This is a genomic window from Saprospira sp. CCB-QB6 (genome assembly GCF_028464065.1).
Taxonomy (GTDB): Bacteria; Bacteroidota; Bacteroidia; order Chitinophagales; family Saprospiraceae; genus Saprospira.
In genome coordinates, this window is the sequence record NZ_CP116808.1 from 3,808,218 (window position 1) to 3,825,572 (window position 17,355).

At 42.2% G+C, this 17,355-nt stretch carries 15 protein-coding genes; 5 read left to right on the forward strand and 10 right to left on the reverse strand.

The window, feature by feature from the left end:
• Positions 1–176 precede the first annotated feature (176 nt).
• From PPO43_RS14575 to PPO43_RS14585, 3 genes are all read right to left on the reverse strand, one after another.
• Positions 177–2,156 carry a hypothetical protein gene (locus PPO43_RS14575; protein WP_272619084.1) on the reverse strand — a complete coding sequence of 660 codons (1,980 nt, stop codon included), beginning with the start codon at positions 2,154–2,156 and terminating at the stop codon, positions 177–179.
• A gap of 72 nt (positions 2,157–2,228) precedes the next feature.
• Positions 2,229–2,999 (reverse strand): hypothetical protein, encoded by a 771-nt coding sequence (locus PPO43_RS14580; RefSeq protein WP_272619086.1) that lies wholly within the window; start codon positions 2,997–2,999, stop codon positions 2,229–2,231.
• Positions 3,000–3,009: 10 nt separating this feature from the next.
• Positions 3,010–3,876 carry a protoglobin domain-containing protein gene (locus tag PPO43_RS14585; protein WP_272619087.1) on the reverse strand — a complete coding sequence of 289 codons (867 nt, stop codon included), beginning with the start codon at positions 3,874–3,876 and terminating at the stop codon, positions 3,010–3,012.
• 423 nt (positions 3,877–4,299) lie between these two features.
• On the opposite strand from PPO43_RS14585, the gene PPO43_RS14590 reads away from it, so the two are divergent.
• Both PPO43_RS14590 and PPO43_RS14595 read left to right on the forward strand, forming a co-directional pair.
• Positions 4,300–4,791 carry an LURP-one-related/scramblase family protein gene (locus PPO43_RS14590; protein ID WP_272619089.1) on the forward strand — a complete coding sequence of 164 codons (492 nt, stop codon included), beginning with the start codon at positions 4,300–4,302 and terminating at the stop codon, positions 4,789–4,791.
• A gap of 6 nt (positions 4,792–4,797) precedes the next feature.
• Positions 4,798–5,289 (forward strand): LURP-one-related/scramblase family protein, encoded by a 492-nt coding sequence (locus tag PPO43_RS14595; protein WP_272619090.1) that lies wholly within the window; start codon positions 4,798–4,800, stop codon positions 5,287–5,289.
• 216 nt (positions 5,290–5,505) lie between these two features.
• On the opposite strand, the gene PPO43_RS14600 is transcribed toward PPO43_RS14595, so the two are convergent.
• The 5 genes from PPO43_RS14600 to PPO43_RS14620 form a co-directional block, all read right to left on the reverse strand.
• On the reverse strand, positions 5,506–6,123 hold the full coding sequence (locus tag PPO43_RS14600; protein ID WP_272619092.1) for a peroxiredoxin-like family protein: 618 nt from the start codon (positions 6,121–6,123) through the stop codon (positions 5,506–5,508).
• A 17-nt stretch (positions 6,124–6,140) separates the two neighbouring features.
• Positions 6,141–7,679, reverse strand: a complete 1,539-nt coding sequence (locus PPO43_RS14605; RefSeq protein ID WP_272619094.1) for a polyamine aminopropyltransferase — start codon at positions 7,677–7,679, stop codon at positions 6,141–6,143.
• Between the two features lie 89 nt (positions 7,680–7,768).
• Positions 7,769–8,341 carry an energy transducer TonB gene (locus tag PPO43_RS14610; protein WP_272619096.1) on the reverse strand — a complete coding sequence of 191 codons (573 nt, stop codon included), beginning with the start codon at positions 8,339–8,341 and terminating at the stop codon, positions 7,769–7,771.
• A gap of 104 nt (positions 8,342–8,445) precedes the next feature.
• Positions 8,446–8,931, reverse strand: a complete 486-nt coding sequence (locus tag PPO43_RS14615) for an energy transducer TonB (protein WP_272619098.1) — start codon at positions 8,929–8,931, stop codon at positions 8,446–8,448.
• A gap of 191 nt (positions 8,932–9,122) precedes the next feature.
• Positions 9,123–11,303: an SDR family NAD(P)-dependent oxidoreductase gene (locus tag PPO43_RS14620; RefSeq protein WP_272619100.1), complete on the reverse strand. Its 2,181-nt coding sequence runs from the start codon at positions 11,301–11,303 to the stop codon at positions 9,123–9,125.
• Positions 11,304–11,826: 523 nt separating this feature from the next.
• On the opposite strand from PPO43_RS14620, the gene PPO43_RS14625 reads away from it, so the two are divergent.
• The gene (locus PPO43_RS14625; RefSeq protein WP_272619102.1) at positions 11,827–12,282 is read left to right on the forward strand and encodes a hypothetical protein; all 456 of its coding nucleotides are present in this window, start codon (positions 11,827–11,829) and stop codon (positions 12,280–12,282) included.
• 238 nt (positions 12,283–12,520) lie between these two features.
• On the opposite strand, the gene PPO43_RS14630 is transcribed toward PPO43_RS14625, so the two are convergent.
• Positions 12,521–13,711, reverse strand: a complete 1,191-nt coding sequence (locus PPO43_RS14630; protein WP_272619104.1) for an OmpA family protein — start codon at positions 13,709–13,711, stop codon at positions 12,521–12,523.
• A gap of 156 nt (positions 13,712–13,867) precedes the next feature.
• Between PPO43_RS14630 and nadD the strand changes: the two genes are divergently transcribed.
• Positions 13,868–14,443, forward strand: coding sequence for a nicotinate (nicotinamide) nucleotide adenylyltransferase (gene nadD, locus PPO43_RS14635; RefSeq protein ID WP_272619106.1), 576 nt, complete (start codon positions 13,868–13,870; stop codon positions 14,441–14,443).
• 89 nt (positions 14,444–14,532) lie between these two features.
• On the opposite strand, the gene PPO43_RS14640 is transcribed toward nadD, so the two are convergent.
• Positions 14,533–16,041, reverse strand: coding sequence for a catalase (locus tag PPO43_RS14640; protein WP_272619108.1), 1,509 nt, complete (start codon positions 16,039–16,041; stop codon positions 14,533–14,535).
• A gap of 323 nt (positions 16,042–16,364) precedes the next feature.
• On the opposite strand from PPO43_RS14640, the gene PPO43_RS14645 reads away from it, so the two are divergent.
• Positions 16,365–17,312 (forward strand): hydrogen peroxide-inducible genes activator, encoded by a 948-nt coding sequence (locus tag PPO43_RS14645; RefSeq protein WP_272619110.1) that lies wholly within the window; start codon positions 16,365–16,367, stop codon positions 17,310–17,312.
• The last annotated feature ends 43 nt before the right edge of the window (positions 17,313–17,355 follow it).

The following is a 17,355-nucleotide window of genomic DNA, read 5'->3' on the forward strand; positions in this document are numbered from 1 at the left end:
TTTAGGGCTATTTGTCGAGCTGGCCTAGCGATGCGGAAGGGGGCGGCGAAGCGCCAGACCCAACAAAATGAGCGAAGCGAATTTTGTGCAGGGCCGAGCAGGCTTGCGAGCCCTGTAGCGTAGCGCCGCAGCTTGCTGCGGAGGCCCCTAAAAAAAGAGTGTAAAGCTACAAGAAGTTAACGAAATACGGCAATCTCTACTCCTTTTTGCTGCAATTTTCTAAACATGGGCTCCTGTTTTAATACATAATCAAGACTATAGGAGATATAATCATGGCTGAGATAAATTACCTTTAGTTTGGGAAGTTGAAAAATTTCTTGAGGAACTTCCTGAAGCGTCTGAATTTTTAAATCCTGACCAGGGAAGAGCGCTGCTGGCGGTTTCATTGGTGGCGTATAGCTAATGACCAATTCTTTTAAATTTTGAAAATGGGCAATTGATTTGGGGATAGCTAGGTCAAAATTATTTCCTGAAATGTCAAGTCTTTCCACTTGCGTCCAAGAAAGCATATGTTTGGGGATCTCGCTAAGCCCTAAGTCGAGCAGATAGAGTGTGTTTTTGGCTAAATCTTCTGCAAAAAAGGCATCCATCCATTCAGGATCATTGGATTGAATAACTTTTAGAGCCCCTATACCTGTACGTTTATAGAATGCTTCTAATAGGCTCTTGATTTCGAGTTCATTGGGTGCGGCAGCGATATATCGATCAATAGTATGGGCAAAGTGCAGTTCAGGGAACTGTTCGCTAAAGAGTTTCCAGCGTTTTTTGACCACTGTACTAAACGAACGAGGGCTGATGCGCTCTATTTGGGCCAGAGCTAATTGTTTGATTTTATTGTCTTTGTTTGTTTTGTAGAGCACGAATAAAGCGGCGCGGAGCTCAGTTGGGCAGCCGCCTTGTTCCAGCATATAGAGTCCTAGGCGAATCATTTCTGGATCTTCGCTGAGCAGCAATTCCTTCAAATTTTGTAGCTCTTGGCTAGCTGCTTCTTTAAGGCAAGCCTCTCCTTTTTGCTCGAGGAGCTGCAACAGGCTTTTTTCGCTTAGGATTTTAATTTGAGGATATTTAGTGAGCGGATCGCCCTCAATTTTGGGTAGGTCGCCAAGGACCAAAAGTTGGGTTTTGGCGGTAATTTTATTTTTGGGGATCAGTTCTAGCTCCTTAAGTTGTTCTTTGAGCTCTCGTTTATTTCCCTTAAACTTCCCTTTGAGGACAATTTTGGTTCCTGCTTTTAATTCAGGCAAGTTTTTTTGAATGTGTTTTTCGAGCTCGGTAAAGACCTTGTTTCTAAAATTGCTCAAGGGTAAATCAAGTAGCTCGATGAGTTCATTGCTAGACAAATTGGGCAGTTCTTTTTCTGGCTGCTCCAAATAATTTAGGCAATCTTGCAGAAAATCAACTTTATAATGATTCTTTTGGGCGGCATTAAAGAGTGTAACAAAATCTTTGAAAAGGGGAGTGGCCTTAGCCGATTTATCGCCTCTTTTAAAATAATGGAGCGCTGGAAACTGCAGCAGTAGTTGGGGCTGTTCCTGCAAGGCCGTATCGCGGAGACAAAGCTTGCGCAGTTGGGGCAATTGGAGCAAAGGGCTATTGGCTTGGACCTTGAGTTGGGCAGAAGGGGCCGAAAAATCTTCTAGGGAAGTTAATTGAGAAAAGTTTTTGCCTAGCTGACTCAAGCCATGAAAATAAAGAATATGTAGGCGCTTCAATTTAGAAAGTTGGCAAATGCTATCGGGAAGTTGTTGGATATTTTTCCAATGACAGGCTTCTAAATCTAGGGTTTCCAAGGCTTGTAGTTGGCTGAAAAAGCTAAAATCTGTTGTTTTGTCAAAATATTGCCCATATAAACGGAGCTCGACCAAATTGGGGAAAAGATAGGGCAGTTGCGGCAGGAGCTGAGGCGCATAAGTCCTTAGGTTTAGCCGCTTGACCGTAGGCATGGGCTGCACATCTAAGCTCTCCCATTCAAAATCTTTGGGAAGTCGACTGAGGCGCAGTTCATGGATTTGAAGTGCAAAAAAAGATTTGGGAAAGCGTTTGAGATTGAGCAGGACTGGAACATCAAAAAGTAACCGTTTTTCTTGCTGCAATTGGGCAATTTTGTCGGCAATCATCTTGCGCTCCAGGTTTTCTTCTTTTGTATAATACTGCATTTGCTCGATTTTGAGGCAAAAATACAGCTTTTGAGGAAGAAGAAGGAAATTAGGGCTTGTTCAAATAGACATTTAAGGGGCCATTTTTTCTAAATAAGCCATTGCTTTTTTCATGGCATGGGCTTGTTGTAAGCCCATGTAAAGCTCTTCTTGCAATTGCTCCACTCTTTCTGCTTTGCTGCTGTCAGGGATCAGTTGGCCAAAAATATGCAGAATTTTTTCTAGGGTTGTTTCTAGCTGTAGCAAAGAGAGTTCCTTCGTTTTGGCCTTTTCTTTTCCTAAAAGGACAACGGCATATTGCGCAATCAAAGAAACTGTATCTTCTAGATAAAGAGGTTCTTTTTTTCGCTTACGTTCTGTAATAGACCGAATAATAGTGGCTCGCATATCTTCTCCCAGGTTTTGGGGTAAGCTGCTTAAGGGTTGAGTAGAAAATAACTGAGGAAGTAAATTCCCTTCTTTTAAACAGAGTTCAGACCGCAGTTCTACTTCTGTATCAAACAACCATTGACTGAGGCCTGCCAATTGGCCGTTTTCTATCCGCAGTTCTAAGCCATGTGGAACATAACTATTGCCTGCTTCATCACTACCGATGCCTTTAAAGAGCAATTTACCTTCACGGCTAATCAACTGCATGCGCTTTGGCTGCATCAATACTTTTTGTACCCTTGAATTTGGGGCTAAGTTGAGTAGACTAATCCAGTAATAGTCGCCCGACTTAACAATTTTAAAGGCCCGATCCTCAAAGGTGAATTGAGGTGAGGGGCCACGCTCTCCCGCTCTAAAGCGATCAGAGGTAGAAATAAAAATGTAGTAAGGGTAATTTTTGATTTGGGGAATCATATTTTGGGGATTAAATGGCTAACTCATGTATATTAACCAGCTTGAGATTTTTAAAGGCATAAGCTTTACTTAAAGCATCTTTCATGCTGCTTTGCGCATTTATTTTCTTCAACTGAATATCAAGCTCTAGTAAGGTTTGCGCCATAATTGGACTGATGCCCGACACCAAAGGTTTGCACCCCATGAGTTGAACGGCTTTAAGCAATTGCAATAAGCCCTTGGCCTCCTCTAGCTGCAAATGTTGCAAGCCCTTAATGTCTAAAATAAACACCTTGGCAGAAACCTCAGAAACCTTGTGCAAGGCTTGTTTGATCACTTCCTTGAGCCGCTTTTTGTGAAGAATACCCACCAAAGGCAAAAAGAGAATATCATCCCAAATTTGAGAAAGTGGAGCCGCCAAACGACGATTTTCCTCTTCCAAAACCGCTTCCTTTTGCTGGTTATAGCTATCCACAATAATAGCGATCTCTTGCTCAATACGCATATGAAAGGCCTCTAAAAGGTCAAAATCACGGATACTGAGCGCCCTAAATACTTCTCGAAAAAGATGGCCAAACAACACCATTCCCTCAAAATAAAATTTGAGCGGCAAGCCAATACGGGCATGCACTAAACCAATGCTTTTTCGGCGCTCTTGATAAGCCGCATCAAAGTCTAAAGTCCAGAAGTCGGTCCAATAACTTTTATGCAAGCTTTTGAGGCGTTTAACCTGATGGTCAGAGGTGAAAAAGTGCTCAAAATCAGGTTGACTCAGCATTTGATCATAAAATTGATCTATAATTTGGGGGAGTTGGCCAAGCATCAAATCGGCATAAGTATGCAAAATCATATCGTCTGCTAGAATTTGTTCTTGACTTAAAACTTTTGGGGTTTGCATTTTCTTGAGGTACTTGTTCTACTCAAAAATAAGCAATTATCTATTGATATAAAATATGATGAAAAACTTTTTTAAGAAAACCTTAAGTGGGATTTGCCCTCTATTTTATTTTTTGAAAAGCTCCTACTTAAGGAGGATACAATAAATGCTGTTATTTTGGGGCTGCCCCTCGCTTCGCTCGGGTCGCTATGCTGCGCGGCTCGCTGGTCGCTCGGCCCTGCGCAAAATTCGCTACGCTCATTTTGCTGGGTCTGGCCTGCGGCCACTGCTGCCCATCCCTCAGCCAAATGCAATTCCTTTGCTATTATTTTTAAATAAAACTAAATGGCTAAGGGCAAGAAAAACTAAGGCTTTGTTCCTTTGTCTAGCATTTTTGTTTATTATTAGGTAGTCATTCAATTTTTAGCCTTAAACCTTAATAATATGCGCAAGCTATTCCAATTGAAAGAAAAGATTTGGAGTTTTGGTGGAAATTATGTCATCCGAGACGAAAATGAAGAGCCCGTTTATGCGGTCAAGGGAAAAGTTTTTTCTTGGGGAAAAGATCTCTCCTTTCAAGATTATCATACGGGGGAAGAAATATTTCGCATCAAGCAAATTTTGATGAGTTTTATGCCTCGCTTCGAAATTTTGAAGGATGGAGAGCCATTGGCTGAAATTCGCAAAGAGTTTCAGTGGTTTGGCCAAAAGTTTACCTTAGATGTGCCTGGTCCAAATGATTATACTATTGAAGGCTCTTTTTGGCAAAGAGAATTTGAATTTCGCCGAGCTTCGGGCCTCTCTGCTCGAGTATCTAAAGCGTTTTGGAATTGGACGGATACTTATGGCATTGAAATTTATGAGGGCGATGAGGCCTTTATCTTAGCCACCGCTATTGTTATTGATTTGGTGCTGTTTGAAAAGAAATCAAACTAAGTAGTCATGCCAAAGCGCTTTCAGCTCAAGGAAAAAGCTTGGAGTCTAGATAGTAGCTATCTAATCCGAGATGAGCTAGACCAAATTACTTATTTGGTAGAAGGGAAGTTTTTTTCTTGGGGCAAAGCCCTTTCTTTTCGAGATTATAAAACAGGACAAGAGTTATTTCAAATTAAAAGACGGCTTTTTTGCCTGTTGCCTCAGTTTGAAATAAAACATAAGGGAGAAGTCATTGCCGAATTTCGTAAGCGGTTTTACCTTTGGGGACATTGTTTTAGTTTAAGGTTTTCAGGAGGGTCAAATTATCAAGTCGAGGGTGGCTTTTGGTCCAGAAACTTTATTGTTAGTGCAAATGAAAAACAATTAGCCAAATTGTCTAAAAAGTTTTGGGCCTGGACAGATACTTATGCTGTTGAAATCTATGAAGGAGAGGAACAACTAATTTTGGCTGCTGCTGTCATTATTGATTGTGTTTTATTTAATCATGGTTCAAATTAGAGGAAAAAAGAGCTGCCTTGGCCCAGCGCTGCGCAGGGGTGGCCGAAGGCCAGACCCAGTTTTTTTGAGCGTAGCGAAAAAAACGCAGGGCCGAGCGAACAGCGAGCCCCGCAGCATAGCGGCGGCCAACCGAGGCGAAGCCGAGCTGGCCGCGGGCCCCAAAATAAAAACAGAGATGAAAAAAGCCAGTAGAAAAAAACTACTGGCTTTTGTTGTTTATTCTGTAGCCTTGAGGACGGCCAGTAGAATTTCGGGAGAGAGGCGCACCTTAAAATTGGGATTGATATAAGAAAACTGAATTTCGCCTTCTGTATTTAGGACAAAAACGGCGGGGGCTGGCAATTGGTAATGGGTTTCGCCAGAATGTTCTTCTAGTTTGACTCCAAATGCACGGTAGCGTTTTTGGGCGCTATTATCTAGTTGGAAAGCGATGCCTAGTTTGCGAGCATACTCCATTTTAGAATCGGACAGCAATTGGTAGCGGAATTCGCCTTCTTCTGCGCTTTCTTTTAGTTTTTCGGGTTTATCGGCAGAAATCGCCAAAACTTGAAAGCCCAAATCATGAATTTCCTTTTCAATTTCTTGTAGACCATTTAGTTGCAAATTGCAGTAGGGGCACCAATTTCCGCGGTAAAAAACTAAAACGGTTTTTTGTTTTTTGATCAACTTTTTAATGTTCAGGCTTTCTCCGTCTACATTTTGGAGGCTGCCCGCAGGAATTGTTTCGCCAATCAAAATAGGACAAATATCTTCGGCGGCATTGGGTACGCTTTCTTTTTGGGCAAAAGAAAGGCTACTCCAAAGTAAAAGCAGAAAAACAAATAACTTTTTCATAAGAGAGGGTTAGTTTATTAGTACCAGTCCCAATTTCCCTTGCGGTAATAGCTACTAAGTACTGGATCATGAATGCGATTGACTTGAATTTTTGCCGTGTCGATAGGAACGACTGACTTACCGAAAGAAGTAATATGTAAGAGGCTCTCTTTGTTGAGCCATTTGGTCTGAACTTTATCTAAATTAACGTTTCTTAAAGCTTTAAGGAAACCTTCTTGGGGTAAATCTTTGGCGCCTAGGGTCCAGCCCCATTGTCCTAGGGTGAGTACTTGATTGTGAATTTGCAAAGTACTGAATCCAGCTTCTTTTAGTGTTTTATTGATGCAAACAAAGGCTTTGCTAGCATAATAAGGGCTGCCGGATTGGATGGAAATGAGCCCGCCTGGCCGCAATTGTTTGTAACACATTTTGTAAAATTCATAAGAGTACAAACGGCCGAGTTCAATACTTTTGGGGTCTGGAAAATCACAATAAATAAGATCGTAAAAATCTAAAGTTTTTTCCATGTATTGAAAGGCATCGCCATTGAGAATTTCTACTCGAGGGTCTAGCAAAGCGCTATCATTCATATGGAGAAAAATAGGGTTAGTTTGGGCTAGTTCGGTCACTTTGGGATCCAAATCAACCAGCATAATTCTTTCAATGCTTGGATATTTTAGTAATTCTCGGACCACGCAGCCATCGCCGCCGCCTAAAACCAAAGCCGTTTTGGGTTCGGGATGTAAACTAGCGATAGGATGGACCATGGGTTCGTGATACATCCATTCATCTAAGGTAGATAATTGTTGGTTGCCATTGATATAAAACCAATGATTGCCTTTCCACTCAGTAATGACCAGTTTTTGATATTTAGATTGGTGCTGGAAAATTACTTTATCTTGATAACGTTTCTGTTCGCCAAAAAGAACAATAGGTTCTGCTGCAAAAAAACCAGCTAAAAGCACTAAACCCACAGCAAAAGCCCCAATTTTAAAGGCCAATTTATGCGCTTTGGGAAAAAGTTGGTTCAAAAAGACCAATAATAAAAGAGCCACGCCAAAATTGACGGCGCCCAAAACAAAAGGCGTATAAGTAAGGCCCAAATAGGGAAGGCCCACAAAAGCAAAAAATAATCCGCCAATCAAACTACCGTAATAATCGTTTTCCATGACGGCTGAAACATTGACCCGCAATTCTTGATAAGCATCATTGAGGCGAACGACTAAGGGAATTTCCATCCCAATCAATAAACCAATCAGGATACAAAAGCTATAAATAAAAATGCCAGTGTATTCCATGTAAGCCGTGGCCGTATAGGTAAATAAAGCCGAAAAGGCGACCAAAAGCGAAAGCGTAAATTCAATAATCACAAAGCTGCTCAGCAAATTCTTTTCAAAGTACTTGGAAATTCTACTGCCCAAGCCCATAGAAAAAAGCATAACGGACAAGACAATTGTAAACTGAAAAACAGAATTGCCTAAAAAATAAGTGGCCAAGGTGGCCAAGATGTATTCGGCCACAATACCCGAAAGACCTGTGGCAAAAAGAGATAATTTGAGAATGTTGGATTTTAACATGACGGCTTGAATAGGTCCATAAAAAAAACTAGCCGCCCAAAATAGACAGCTAGTTGCAATTTTGCTAATTTTTAAAGGAGTTCGGCCCGCTAATCTTTTTCTGACTTAAATCGAATCGGTACAACCATTTTTATCGGAACTTTTTTTCCGAATTCTTCTGCCGCTTCCCATTTTGCCGTTATGGCTACAACTTTTACAGCATTTAATGCAACTCCCTCTAAACCCAATCCTTCTTCGCCCATAAACCGAAGAAGTTCAATGTTTTCCATTTTCCCCTCGGCAGTTACCACAAATCGAATATAAGCTACCGAATTGATGTTTTTTCCCTTGGCGGCTTTAGGATAAATAGTGGCGGCCGCTAAATCTTTCATTAATGCTAATTGCCCACATGTTTTTCGCTCTTCTGGACTTTCGTCTTCTGAACAGCTTTCTGTGAGATAATAACAATCTTTCGGCAGATAATCTATAGTCGGAGCCGGTGCCGGAGGTGGTGGTGGCGGCGGTGTTTCTTCTACGACTGGCGCTGGAGGAACAACTGGCGGTGGCGGTGGTGGCGGAACTAAAGTATCAACCTCCACAATATATTGTGGAGCTCTTGCGGCTTGCATAGCCTGAACTCCCCCTACAAAAAAGAGGAGCAAAAATAAATAGCGATAATACATGAGCATATTTTTCGACGGTGAAATAAAATCTTTGCCTAAAAGATGTTTGTATCAGCTCTTTTGGTGGAAAATGGAGCAAAAAATCAAAACTAAAATAAGTCTGCTTATAATTTAATTAAAAAGGGAACAGTCATTCTCGTCAGAATATCTCTTCCGTTTTCCTGACCAGCTTCCCATTCCGAATTTTCGGCCACTGTCTTTACTGCATTTAGGATAGCTTCTTCTAAACCAAGGTTTTTTGGACCTACATATCCAATCAACTCAATTCTTTCCATTTTCCCTTTTAGATTTACGATAAATGAAATGTATACCGAGGCATTGATAGTTTTGCCTTCGGCTGCTTTAGGCAGTCTAAATGCATCTATTAAATCATTTCCTAGGGCTCGGTCACCACAAGATTTTCGTTCTTCTGCACTGCCATCTTCTGGGCAATGTTCTTGAAGATAATAAGGGAATTTATGTACGATTTCAGATGCTGGAATTGGCGGAAGTAAACTGTCTACAACAACATATTGTAAGGCGGTTGTCGCTTGTGAAGCACTAATGCCCCCAAAGAAGAAAAAAAGTAAAAGTAAATAACGATAATACATAAGTTTGGTTTTTAAATTGATTTTATTAAAATATTTAGGTGAAAATATGAATAAAAAATTATAGCTAAGCTAGCTGTGCTGATATTTTGGTTTAAAATGTTTATAGAAGCAGCTCTCGGAAAATCACCCCCAAAAAAAAGCGCGCAGAAAACTTTTGTTTTCTGCGCGCCTCTCTTTATTTCTCTAAAGTTTTACTCAAACTTTTTCCCAGAGCGATCAATAACGGCCGCACTAGCTTGCTGATTGGCAAAAAGAAGTAAATCCTGAATATTCACTCTTTCTGGGCGACTAGCCACAAAGAAAATAGTTTCCGCTACATCTTCTGCTCGCAAAGGCGTGAAATCATCATAAATTTTTGCTTTTTCTTCATCACCATCAAAACGAACTAAAGCAAATTCAGTTTCTACATGCCCAGGATGAATGGCGGCTACCCGAACTCCATAGCGATGCAAATCTAAACGCATTCCTTTGGTGAGCATATCTAAAGCAGCTTTTGTAGCGCAATAAACATTTCCGTCGGCATAGGCTTCTTTACCTGCAATCGATCCGATATTGATAATGAATCCTTTTTTATTTTGGACCATAATCGGACTAATTGCCCGGCTCAAGTAAAGTAATCCTTTTAGATTGGTATCAATCATAGTTTCCCAATCCTCAATTTTTCCCTCATGAATGGGGCCTCTACCTTTTGCCAAGCCTGCATTATTGATCAAAATATCAATGTTGCCCCAAGATTCAGGCAATTTTGCCAAGGCGGCATCAATTTCTTCTTTATTTCGAACATCAAAAGAAAGGGTTTGTACTTCCAACTGCTCAAAATTTTCACGCAATTGCTCCGAAAGTTGTTCTAAACGCTCTGCTCGACGGCCAGCCAATACTAAACGATAACCCGCACGAGCAAATTGCCAAGCTGTGGCTCGACCAATACCAGAAGTTGCGCCCGTAATAAAAACAACTTCTTCTGCATGAGGCGAAGGCAAAATTTCTTCTTCCGATTCAGGCAACTGTAATTCTTCGGCTAGTGGTTGCTGTTCTTCTGGACGAATTACTTTATACAACTGGTCCAATTCTATCGCCTGCAATTCGGGCTTCAACAAACAAGCTTGCAAATAATTTGCTCTGGCCGCCTCAATTTGTCCCTGTTTAGCCTGGCAATCGGCCAAAGCCAAATAAGCCAACTCATATTGCGGATCAATTTCTAATGCCCGATGCAATAATTCATTCACTCTAAATAATGACGCATATCTTTTGCGCAAATGCAAAGCATACTCATAATAAAGCGCTGCCGATTCTTCGTTGACAAAAATCGCTTTTTTATAATATTCTTGCGCCAATTGCTGCTCTTCTTCCTCAAAATGACGATCAAATAAACGCGCCAACCAAATCAAAGCGCGACCATTACTAGGATCCAAAACTAAAATTCGTTCATAAGCCAAACGCGCTACTTCATAATCCGCTTCTTCCGTTTCCGTCTCCGCAATGACAAAAAGCGCATCCAAAGAGCGAATTTCAGTCAAATATTGCTGGGCCGCTTCCAAATTTTCATTTTCCAAAACGACTTTTTCAGCCAGCACTTCTTCTTTTTCCTCTTTTTCCACAACCGTCGGAATTTCTTCCGCTTTTTCTTCCTCTACAGTTTCTAACTGTTTTTCTTCCTCCATTTCTTCAACAGCATTTTCGATCTGCTTTTCTTCTTCCAAAATTTCTTCCTCGGCCCGAATATCTGCTTCTTTTTCAGTCTCAGTCTCTGCTACAGGCGCTTCAATAATTTCCTCTTCAGCCTCTTCCTCTTCAACAAAGACTGGTTTTTCTTCGCTTTTTTGCAAAACCTTAATATCTAAAGCCTGCAAAAGGCGACTAAACTCACTGGCTTCAAAGTCAGCCCAAGGACTAGGCGAAAGCGCATTGATTTTTCGCAAAAAACTGCCAATATTCGTCGATAAACGCTTGGCAAAAAGTTTTTGCGCCTCAATTTCTTCGATTTCATGTGGTGCCGCTTCTCGATTGGCTTTGCGCAAACGAATCCACTCCTCATGCCAATAATCTCGATAGCGCATGAGCTCATGAATCGTTTTTGTTTGCGTGGGCGTTTCCGTAATATTTCCAGCAGCATCTTTTTGCCGACCATTTAAAAGCACAGGCAAAATTCGCTCAGTATTTAGCATCAATGCCGCCAAAGCCTGCATGGCTTCCGCATCTTTCAAAAAGTTATCGCTTAAAAGCAAAAGCACTTTTTCTTCGCCTTCTTCCAAACTACTCGGTTTAGGATTGGCAACTAATTCGACTTGGCTGCCAGCAAAAAAATGCGCTAAACTTTGAAATTCTTCGCTGTTGGCCGCTACATATAATACAGGGAGTTGATATTGAGGCATAATTCGACGTTATTTTTTTTCTTTGGCCTAAAGTAAGGGCTTTTGAAAAGAAATGAAAGTTTAAAACCACAGAACTTTTTGTTTTACCTATAAATTTAGGCTTCCGAAAAATCAATAATGCGGCGAAGAACTATTTTTTGGGGAGTCACTCTTTTCTGTTGTTGAACTGACTGCTTGTTGCAGTTTGCTATTTTTTGGGGCCTCCGCTGCGGCTTCGCCTTGCGGCGCTACGCTTTGGGGCTCGCTCTTCGCTCGGCCCTGCGTTTTTTTCGCTGCGCTCAAAAAAACTGGGGCTGGCCTTCGGCCACCCCGCCGCATCGCTAGGCCGCACAACGGTCTTTTTTTGTTTAGCTTTTTTTCTTCGGCCCTTAAATCTCCCTTTCAATTAGCGGTTTTCAATTAGTAAGCGGCAGAAAAATCAATTTAATTTTTCTGCCGCTTTTTTTCTAAAAAATTATTAGTCAGTCTATTGACATTAGTATTTTTTAGCCTTAACTTTAGAAACAACAAAAAATATTGCCCCATGATGACTCTCGAACAAAAAATGCAGGATTATAAATTGAGCAAGAAAATACTCAAAGCTTTTTATGGCATTTCTTATCCGACCTTGCGCAAACGCTTGCGTGCTGCGGGTTTGGATCATTTTATTGGTCGAAGAAAATTTTTGTTTGCCGAATTTCTTCTCATTTTTAGGGCATTGGGCCAACCCGAACAAATTTTTACTGAGCTGCAAGAGCTAGCGCAAATTTATGAGCAACTCATTAGCTTGGGTTTATTGCAGGGGCAATCGCAAAAAGATTTGCCACAAAAAGGACAAAAAAAGGAGGCAATTCTTTCTTCTCCGCCAAAATTATGGCTTTTGCAAACCCCTTTGGCTTTGCTCAACCGCTTTATTGCCCTTTATTATCAAGTTTTACTAAATGGCTTGGACCTTTTATATGGCCCAATAGAAAAATATGCTGTTCAACAAGCTGCCTAGTACAACAACAGCAAAACCGCCGAAGAAAAAAGCCCAAAGAAAAAAAATGGATGAGCGGCTGAGCGATGCGCAGCAGTGCGGCCTAGCCGCAGACCGAGCAAAAAAACTTGTTTTTTTTGCGAAGGGCCGAGCGAATAGCGAGCCGCGGAGCATAGCGACCCGAGCCAAAGGCGAGGGGCAGCCCCAAAAAAAAGCCCAAAAGTAAAATTTTGGGCTTCAAAGTGCTTATGAAATGCGTTTAATCCTCATCGGTATAAGGATTTACTTCTGTTTCGTATTCGATTTCGAGATTTTCGGCATCTACTTTTGTGACGGTAAACTCTACGCGTCGGTTAATTTGTCGGCCTTCGGCGGTATTGTTGTCGGCAACGGGTTTACTTTCGCCAAAGCCTTTATAACTCAAGCGATTTGGGGCGACGCTTCCTTTTTGGACCAAATAATTATAGACTGATTTTGCGCGGTTTTCTGATAAGCGTTGGTTGTAGCTATTGTCTCCGCGGCTATCGGTATGTCCATGAATGGCAATTTCCATTGTTGGATATTCATTGAGCAGGTCAATAACCTCTTGTAATTGCTCATTAGATTCGGGCAGTAGGTCCCATTTTGCGGTTACAAAGAAAATGCGGTCCAATTTAACCACATCGCCAACTTTTGGGGGCGGGGGAGGAGGCAATGCGGGAGGCTCTTCTTTAAAGTTGAGTTCGCAAAGGATAATATCATCAATCAGGTAGTAGGCGTTTTCAAAATCTCCAGCAGGATCGGCAGAACCTTCAATCATTTCTGTTTTTTCATTATCGAAAAAATTGCCGAGGATGATCCAATTAGAGCGGTTGGGAGAGACAAAAGTACCTGAATATTTTACCCATTCTCGTTTATCTTTATTGATGACCTCCTCCACATTAAAATCGGGTTTAAGGTCAAGAATTGGGGCCCAAGTTTTTCCCTTGGTAATTCGGGTGGGCGAAAGCGCTAGGCCAATATTATTGCTCACATATTTGGAGTTAACGGCTCGGCAAACCCAAAATTCAAAGTAATATTCGGTCCCTTTGCGCAAAGTTTGGGTCAATTTGGCTTGCACATATTCTCTATAGGTGCTATGGCGCTCCGATTGTGGGTTATGGGTTAAGATCGCGGCCATTTTGTAGCCCGAATGTGGTTCGTCAATGATTTCATTGTTTCGTTGGGCGCTCTTTAATGTTTGGGGAAAAACAATTTTTAGATCGGGGGTGGATAAAGAAGGGCTAGACCAATCGGCAATACTGTAGCGAAAGGTTTTGAAGCCATCTATATCATCTTTCGGAGGTTTGGCTCTAAGTTTTTCAAAACCAGGGTTGGGCACTAGGTTGGGGCCAGATCCTTCTGGAGCTTGTGCCATCAAATGAAAGGGGAGGGCCAGAAAAGCTGGCCAAAAAAGGTATTTTTTCCACATAATTATGCTGTTTTTGGTGAGATCGCCTATAAAATACATAAATGGCTTAGAAGCTTGCCATAGTTGCGCCAAAAATCTCTGTTCAAAATCAAGGAGCAGAAAAAAGCCAGATTTCTTCAGAAGACTGTATATTTCGGCGGATTTAAAATAAACATTATGAAAGTAGGACTCTTTTTCGGCTCTTTTAATCCCATTCATACGGGACATTTAATGATTAGCAGTTATTTGCTGCAACATAGTCCTTTGGATGAGTTATGGTTAGTGCTTAGTCCACACAATCCACATAAAGAACGAAAAACTTTGGCCGATGATTACCTGCGTTTAGAAATGTTGCAGGCTGCGGTGGAAGAGGAGCCCGGTTTAAAAGCTTGCGCTATAGAGTTTGATTTGCCCAAGCCTTCTTATACCGTAGATACTTTGGCTTATTTGCGAGAAGAGCATCCCGAGCATGAATTTGTTTTGTTGATGGGGGGCGATAATCTGCGCTCTTTGCCTAAATGGAAGAATTATGAGCAGATTTTGGCGCATCATGCTATTTATGTATATAAACGACCGAATGTAAGTTTGGGCGAGCTGGAGCATCATCCCCGTATTCATTTATTTCCAGAGGCCCCTTTGGTAGAAATTTCGGCTACTTATATTCGTCGGCAAGTGGCCAATGGAGGAAGTATTCGTTATTGGGTGCCCGATGCCGTGCGAGAAATTATTGAGAAATCGGGGGTGTATCGTTAGGTTGCGGATGAGCAATCTACTTTGGAAATAGCCCCCCAACAAAAAAGCCCAGTCTACAGACTGGGCTTTTTTATCTTCCTTCACTAAATTTATTCATGTTTCAAACCAGCCATGACCGCCTCCACATCAACTTCTAGGCCCTGAGCCACGGCAGCACCCAATTTGGGGTCTACTCTAAAGAAGTGACAAAGTTGGCGATTGATAATCGTCTCTCGTTTTGGACCAGCAATGCCTTGCATAGCCCCCACAATATTGGCCACCAAATTATGACGATCATAATCGTTCATGACTTCATTGAAAAGAGCGGCGGGCTGACTAAAATGATCGTTTTCGCCAGGCCCCTCATTCCGATCAAAGAAATCGGCCACAGGATCCTTAATTTCTTCCGCAGGCTCCGTATAACTCGCATCCTCATAAATGTCATCAAAACTATTGGGATAATAGTTGGGCCCCTCTTCGCCATTGCCATCTACCCGCATCAAGCCATCTCTTTGGTAATTTTTTACCGCAAAAGGACAACGATTGACGGGAATTTGCTCATAATTGGCCCCCAAACGATAACGATGCGCATCGGGATAAGACAATAAACGACCCTGCAACATTTTATCGGGCGAGTAGCCAATACCATCCACAATATGAGCAGGCGCAAAAGCACTTTGCTCTACCGTAGCAAAATAATTTCTAGGAATTTCATTCAATTCCAAAATCCCCACTTCCTGCAAAGGAAAATCTTTATGCGACCAAACTTTTGATAAATCAAAGGGATTAAAAGGCAAGGCCTGCGCCTGCTCATCCGTCATGGTCTGAATCATAAATCGCCATTTAGGGAAGTTGCCTGACTCAATCGCTTCCACCAAATCCCGCTGAGAGAAATCCATATCTTTGGCCCGCATCTGATCGGCCTCTGGCCCAGTCATATTTTTGATGCCTTGTAGGGTCTTAAAATGGAATTTTACCCAAACTCGCTCGTTCTCCGCATTCACCATACTAAAGGTGTGCGAACCATAACCATTCATATGGCGATAACCATAAGGCGTGCCTCGGTCCGAAAATAAAATCAAAACCTGATGCAAACTCTCCGGATTTAAGCTCCAAAAATCCCACATCATAGTCGGACTTTTCAAGTTGCTCTTAGGATCCCGCTTTTGTGTATGAATAAAATCGGGAAACTTTTTGGGGTCTTTAATAAAAAAGACGGGCGTATTATTCCCCACCATATCAAAATTGCCGTCTTCCGTATAAAATTTCACCGCAAAACCTCTAGGATCTCGCTCGCTATCGGCGCTGCCTTTTTCGCCACCTACGGTAGAAAAACGCAGAAAAACCTTGGTCTCTTTGCCAATTTGGTTCAAAAACTTAGCACGGCTGTACTTAGATACGTCCTGCGTCACCCTAAAAGTACCAAAAGCACCGCTCCCTTTGGCATGCACCACCCGCTCGGGAATCCGTTCGCGGTTAAAATGCGCCAATTTTTCATGCAAAATATAATCTTCTAGCAAAAGAGGCCCCCGACGGCCTGCAGATTTACTATTTTCGTGATTCGTGTAAGGACGGCCAGAAGCCGAACGCAATTTATGGTTTTGCTCTTTCTTACTCATAATATAAGCTATGTTTAGGATGAGGTAAATAATATGATTTTGGGGCCTCCGCAGCAAAGCTGCGGCGCTACGTTTCAGGGCTCGCTATTCGCTCGGCCCTTCGCAAAAATGCGCAGCATTTTTGCTCGGTCTGGCCTTCGGCCACCCTTTCACATCGCTAGGCCAACTCAAAGTTGCTTCGCAAGAAAAACTCCCTTCGGTTGCCCCAGCTTGGGGATGCCATTGAATTTAGTATTTTTTCTTTGCTTAGGCAAATATAGTTTGCTCATCCAATTGTTTAAAATGATATAGCTGATATAAATATCGACCAAACCGATAATGAAATGAATTTACAGCAACTCGAATATATTTTGGCCCTAGAAGAGCATCGGCATTTTGTCAAGGCGGCAGAGGCTTGTTTTGTTACGCAATCTACCTTGAGCATGATGGTCAAAAAGTTGGAGGAAGAACTGGGCGCTCCCATTTTTGACCGAAAACAAAAACCTTTGGCCCCAACGCCCTTGGGCGAAAAAATTTTGCGACAAGCTCGTTTGATTTTGCAGCAAGCCGGGCAGCTCAAAGCTATGGTCGATTGGGAGCAAAATCAGTTGGGCGGACGCTTGCGCTTAGGGATTATTCCCACTTTAGCACCTTATTTATTGCCCTTGTTTTTGCCCAGTTTTCTGGCCGCTTGTCCAGATTTGCAACTCGAACTCCGAGAAATGCAAACCCAAGATATGGAACGGGCCATGCTTGCGGGAGATTTGGATCTGGGTATTTTGGCTTTGCCTTTTGGCCATCCCGCTTTGGTCCAAGAAAGCCTCTTTTATGAAGACTTCTTATTATATGGAGATGAGTTTGAAATGGAGAAAAACTACTTCTTAACCGAAGAGTTGGACCTTTCTCAACTTTGGTTGCTGGAAGAAGGTCATTGTTTGCGCCAACAATTGGTTGATTTTTGTGCCTTGCAGTTACAAAAAGGCGAAAGCCGACAGCTTAATTATTTAGCAGGCAGTTTGGAAAGTCTCCGCATGCTAGTCGATTATCAGGGAGGATTTACCATTTTGCCCAGATTGGCGGGCCAGGCTTTGCCCCCCAAACAACAAGCGAGTTTGCGCAGTTTTGCCGCCCCCCAACCTTATCGAGAAATTGGTTTGCTTAGGCCCGCCAACTTTGAGCGCCAAGCTTTGTTAGATTTACTCAAAGAACAAATTTGGTCTCATTTGCCTCCTGCTTGCCCCAGAGAATTGCCCGCAGCAGGAAAATCTTGGCCCGTTCATTTTGAGGATTAGGGGCGGCGAAGCCGCCCTGGCCCGAAGGGCCAATTGGCCCAGC

Coding starts and splice junctions, on each gene's coding strand:
- PPO43_RS14575 (WP_272619084.1), bottom strand. CDS start 2,156: ATGCAGTATTATACAAAAGAAGAAAACCTGGAGCGCAAGATGATTGCC.
- PPO43_RS14580 (WP_272619086.1), bottom strand. CDS start 2,999: ATGATTCCCCAAATCAAAAATTACCCTTACTACATTTTTATTTCTACC.
- PPO43_RS14585 (WP_272619087.1), bottom strand. CDS start 3,876: ATGCAAACCCCAAAAGTTTTAAGTCAAGAACAAATTCTAGCAGACGAT.
- PPO43_RS14590 (WP_272619089.1), top strand. CDS start 4,300: ATGCGCAAGCTATTCCAATTGAAAGAAAAGATTTGGAGTTTTGGTGGA.
- PPO43_RS14595 (WP_272619090.1), top strand. CDS start 4,798: ATGCCAAAGCGCTTTCAGCTCAAGGAAAAAGCTTGGAGTCTAGATAGT.
- PPO43_RS14600 (WP_272619092.1), bottom strand. CDS start 6,123: ATGAAAAAGTTATTTGTTTTTCTGCTTTTACTTTGGAGTAGCCTTTCT.
- PPO43_RS14605 (WP_272619094.1), bottom strand. CDS start 7,679: ATGTTAAAATCCAACATTCTCAAATTATCTCTTTTTGCCACAGGTCTT.
- PPO43_RS14610 (WP_272619096.1), bottom strand. CDS start 8,341: ATGTATTATCGCTATTTATTTTTGCTCCTCTTTTTTGTAGGGGGAGTT.
- PPO43_RS14615 (WP_272619098.1), bottom strand. CDS start 8,931: ATGTATTATCGTTATTTACTTTTACTTTTTTTCTTCTTTGGGGGCATT.
- PPO43_RS14620 (WP_272619100.1), bottom strand. CDS start 11,303: ATGCCTCAATATCAACTCCCTGTATTATATGTAGCGGCCAACAGCGAA.
- PPO43_RS14625 (WP_272619102.1), top strand. CDS start 11,827: ATGATGACTCTCGAACAAAAAATGCAGGATTATAAATTGAGCAAGAAA.
- PPO43_RS14630 (WP_272619104.1), bottom strand. CDS start 13,711: ATGTGGAAAAAATACCTTTTTTGGCCAGCTTTTCTGGCCCTCCCCTTT.
- nadD (WP_272619106.1), top strand. CDS start 13,868: ATGAAAGTAGGACTCTTTTTCGGCTCTTTTAATCCCATTCATACGGGA.
- PPO43_RS14640 (WP_272619108.1), bottom strand. CDS start 16,041: ATGAGTAAGAAAGAGCAAAACCATAAATTGCGTTCGGCTTCTGGCCGT.
- PPO43_RS14645 (WP_272619110.1), top strand. CDS start 16,365: ATGAATTTACAGCAACTCGAATATATTTTGGCCCTAGAAGAGCATCGG.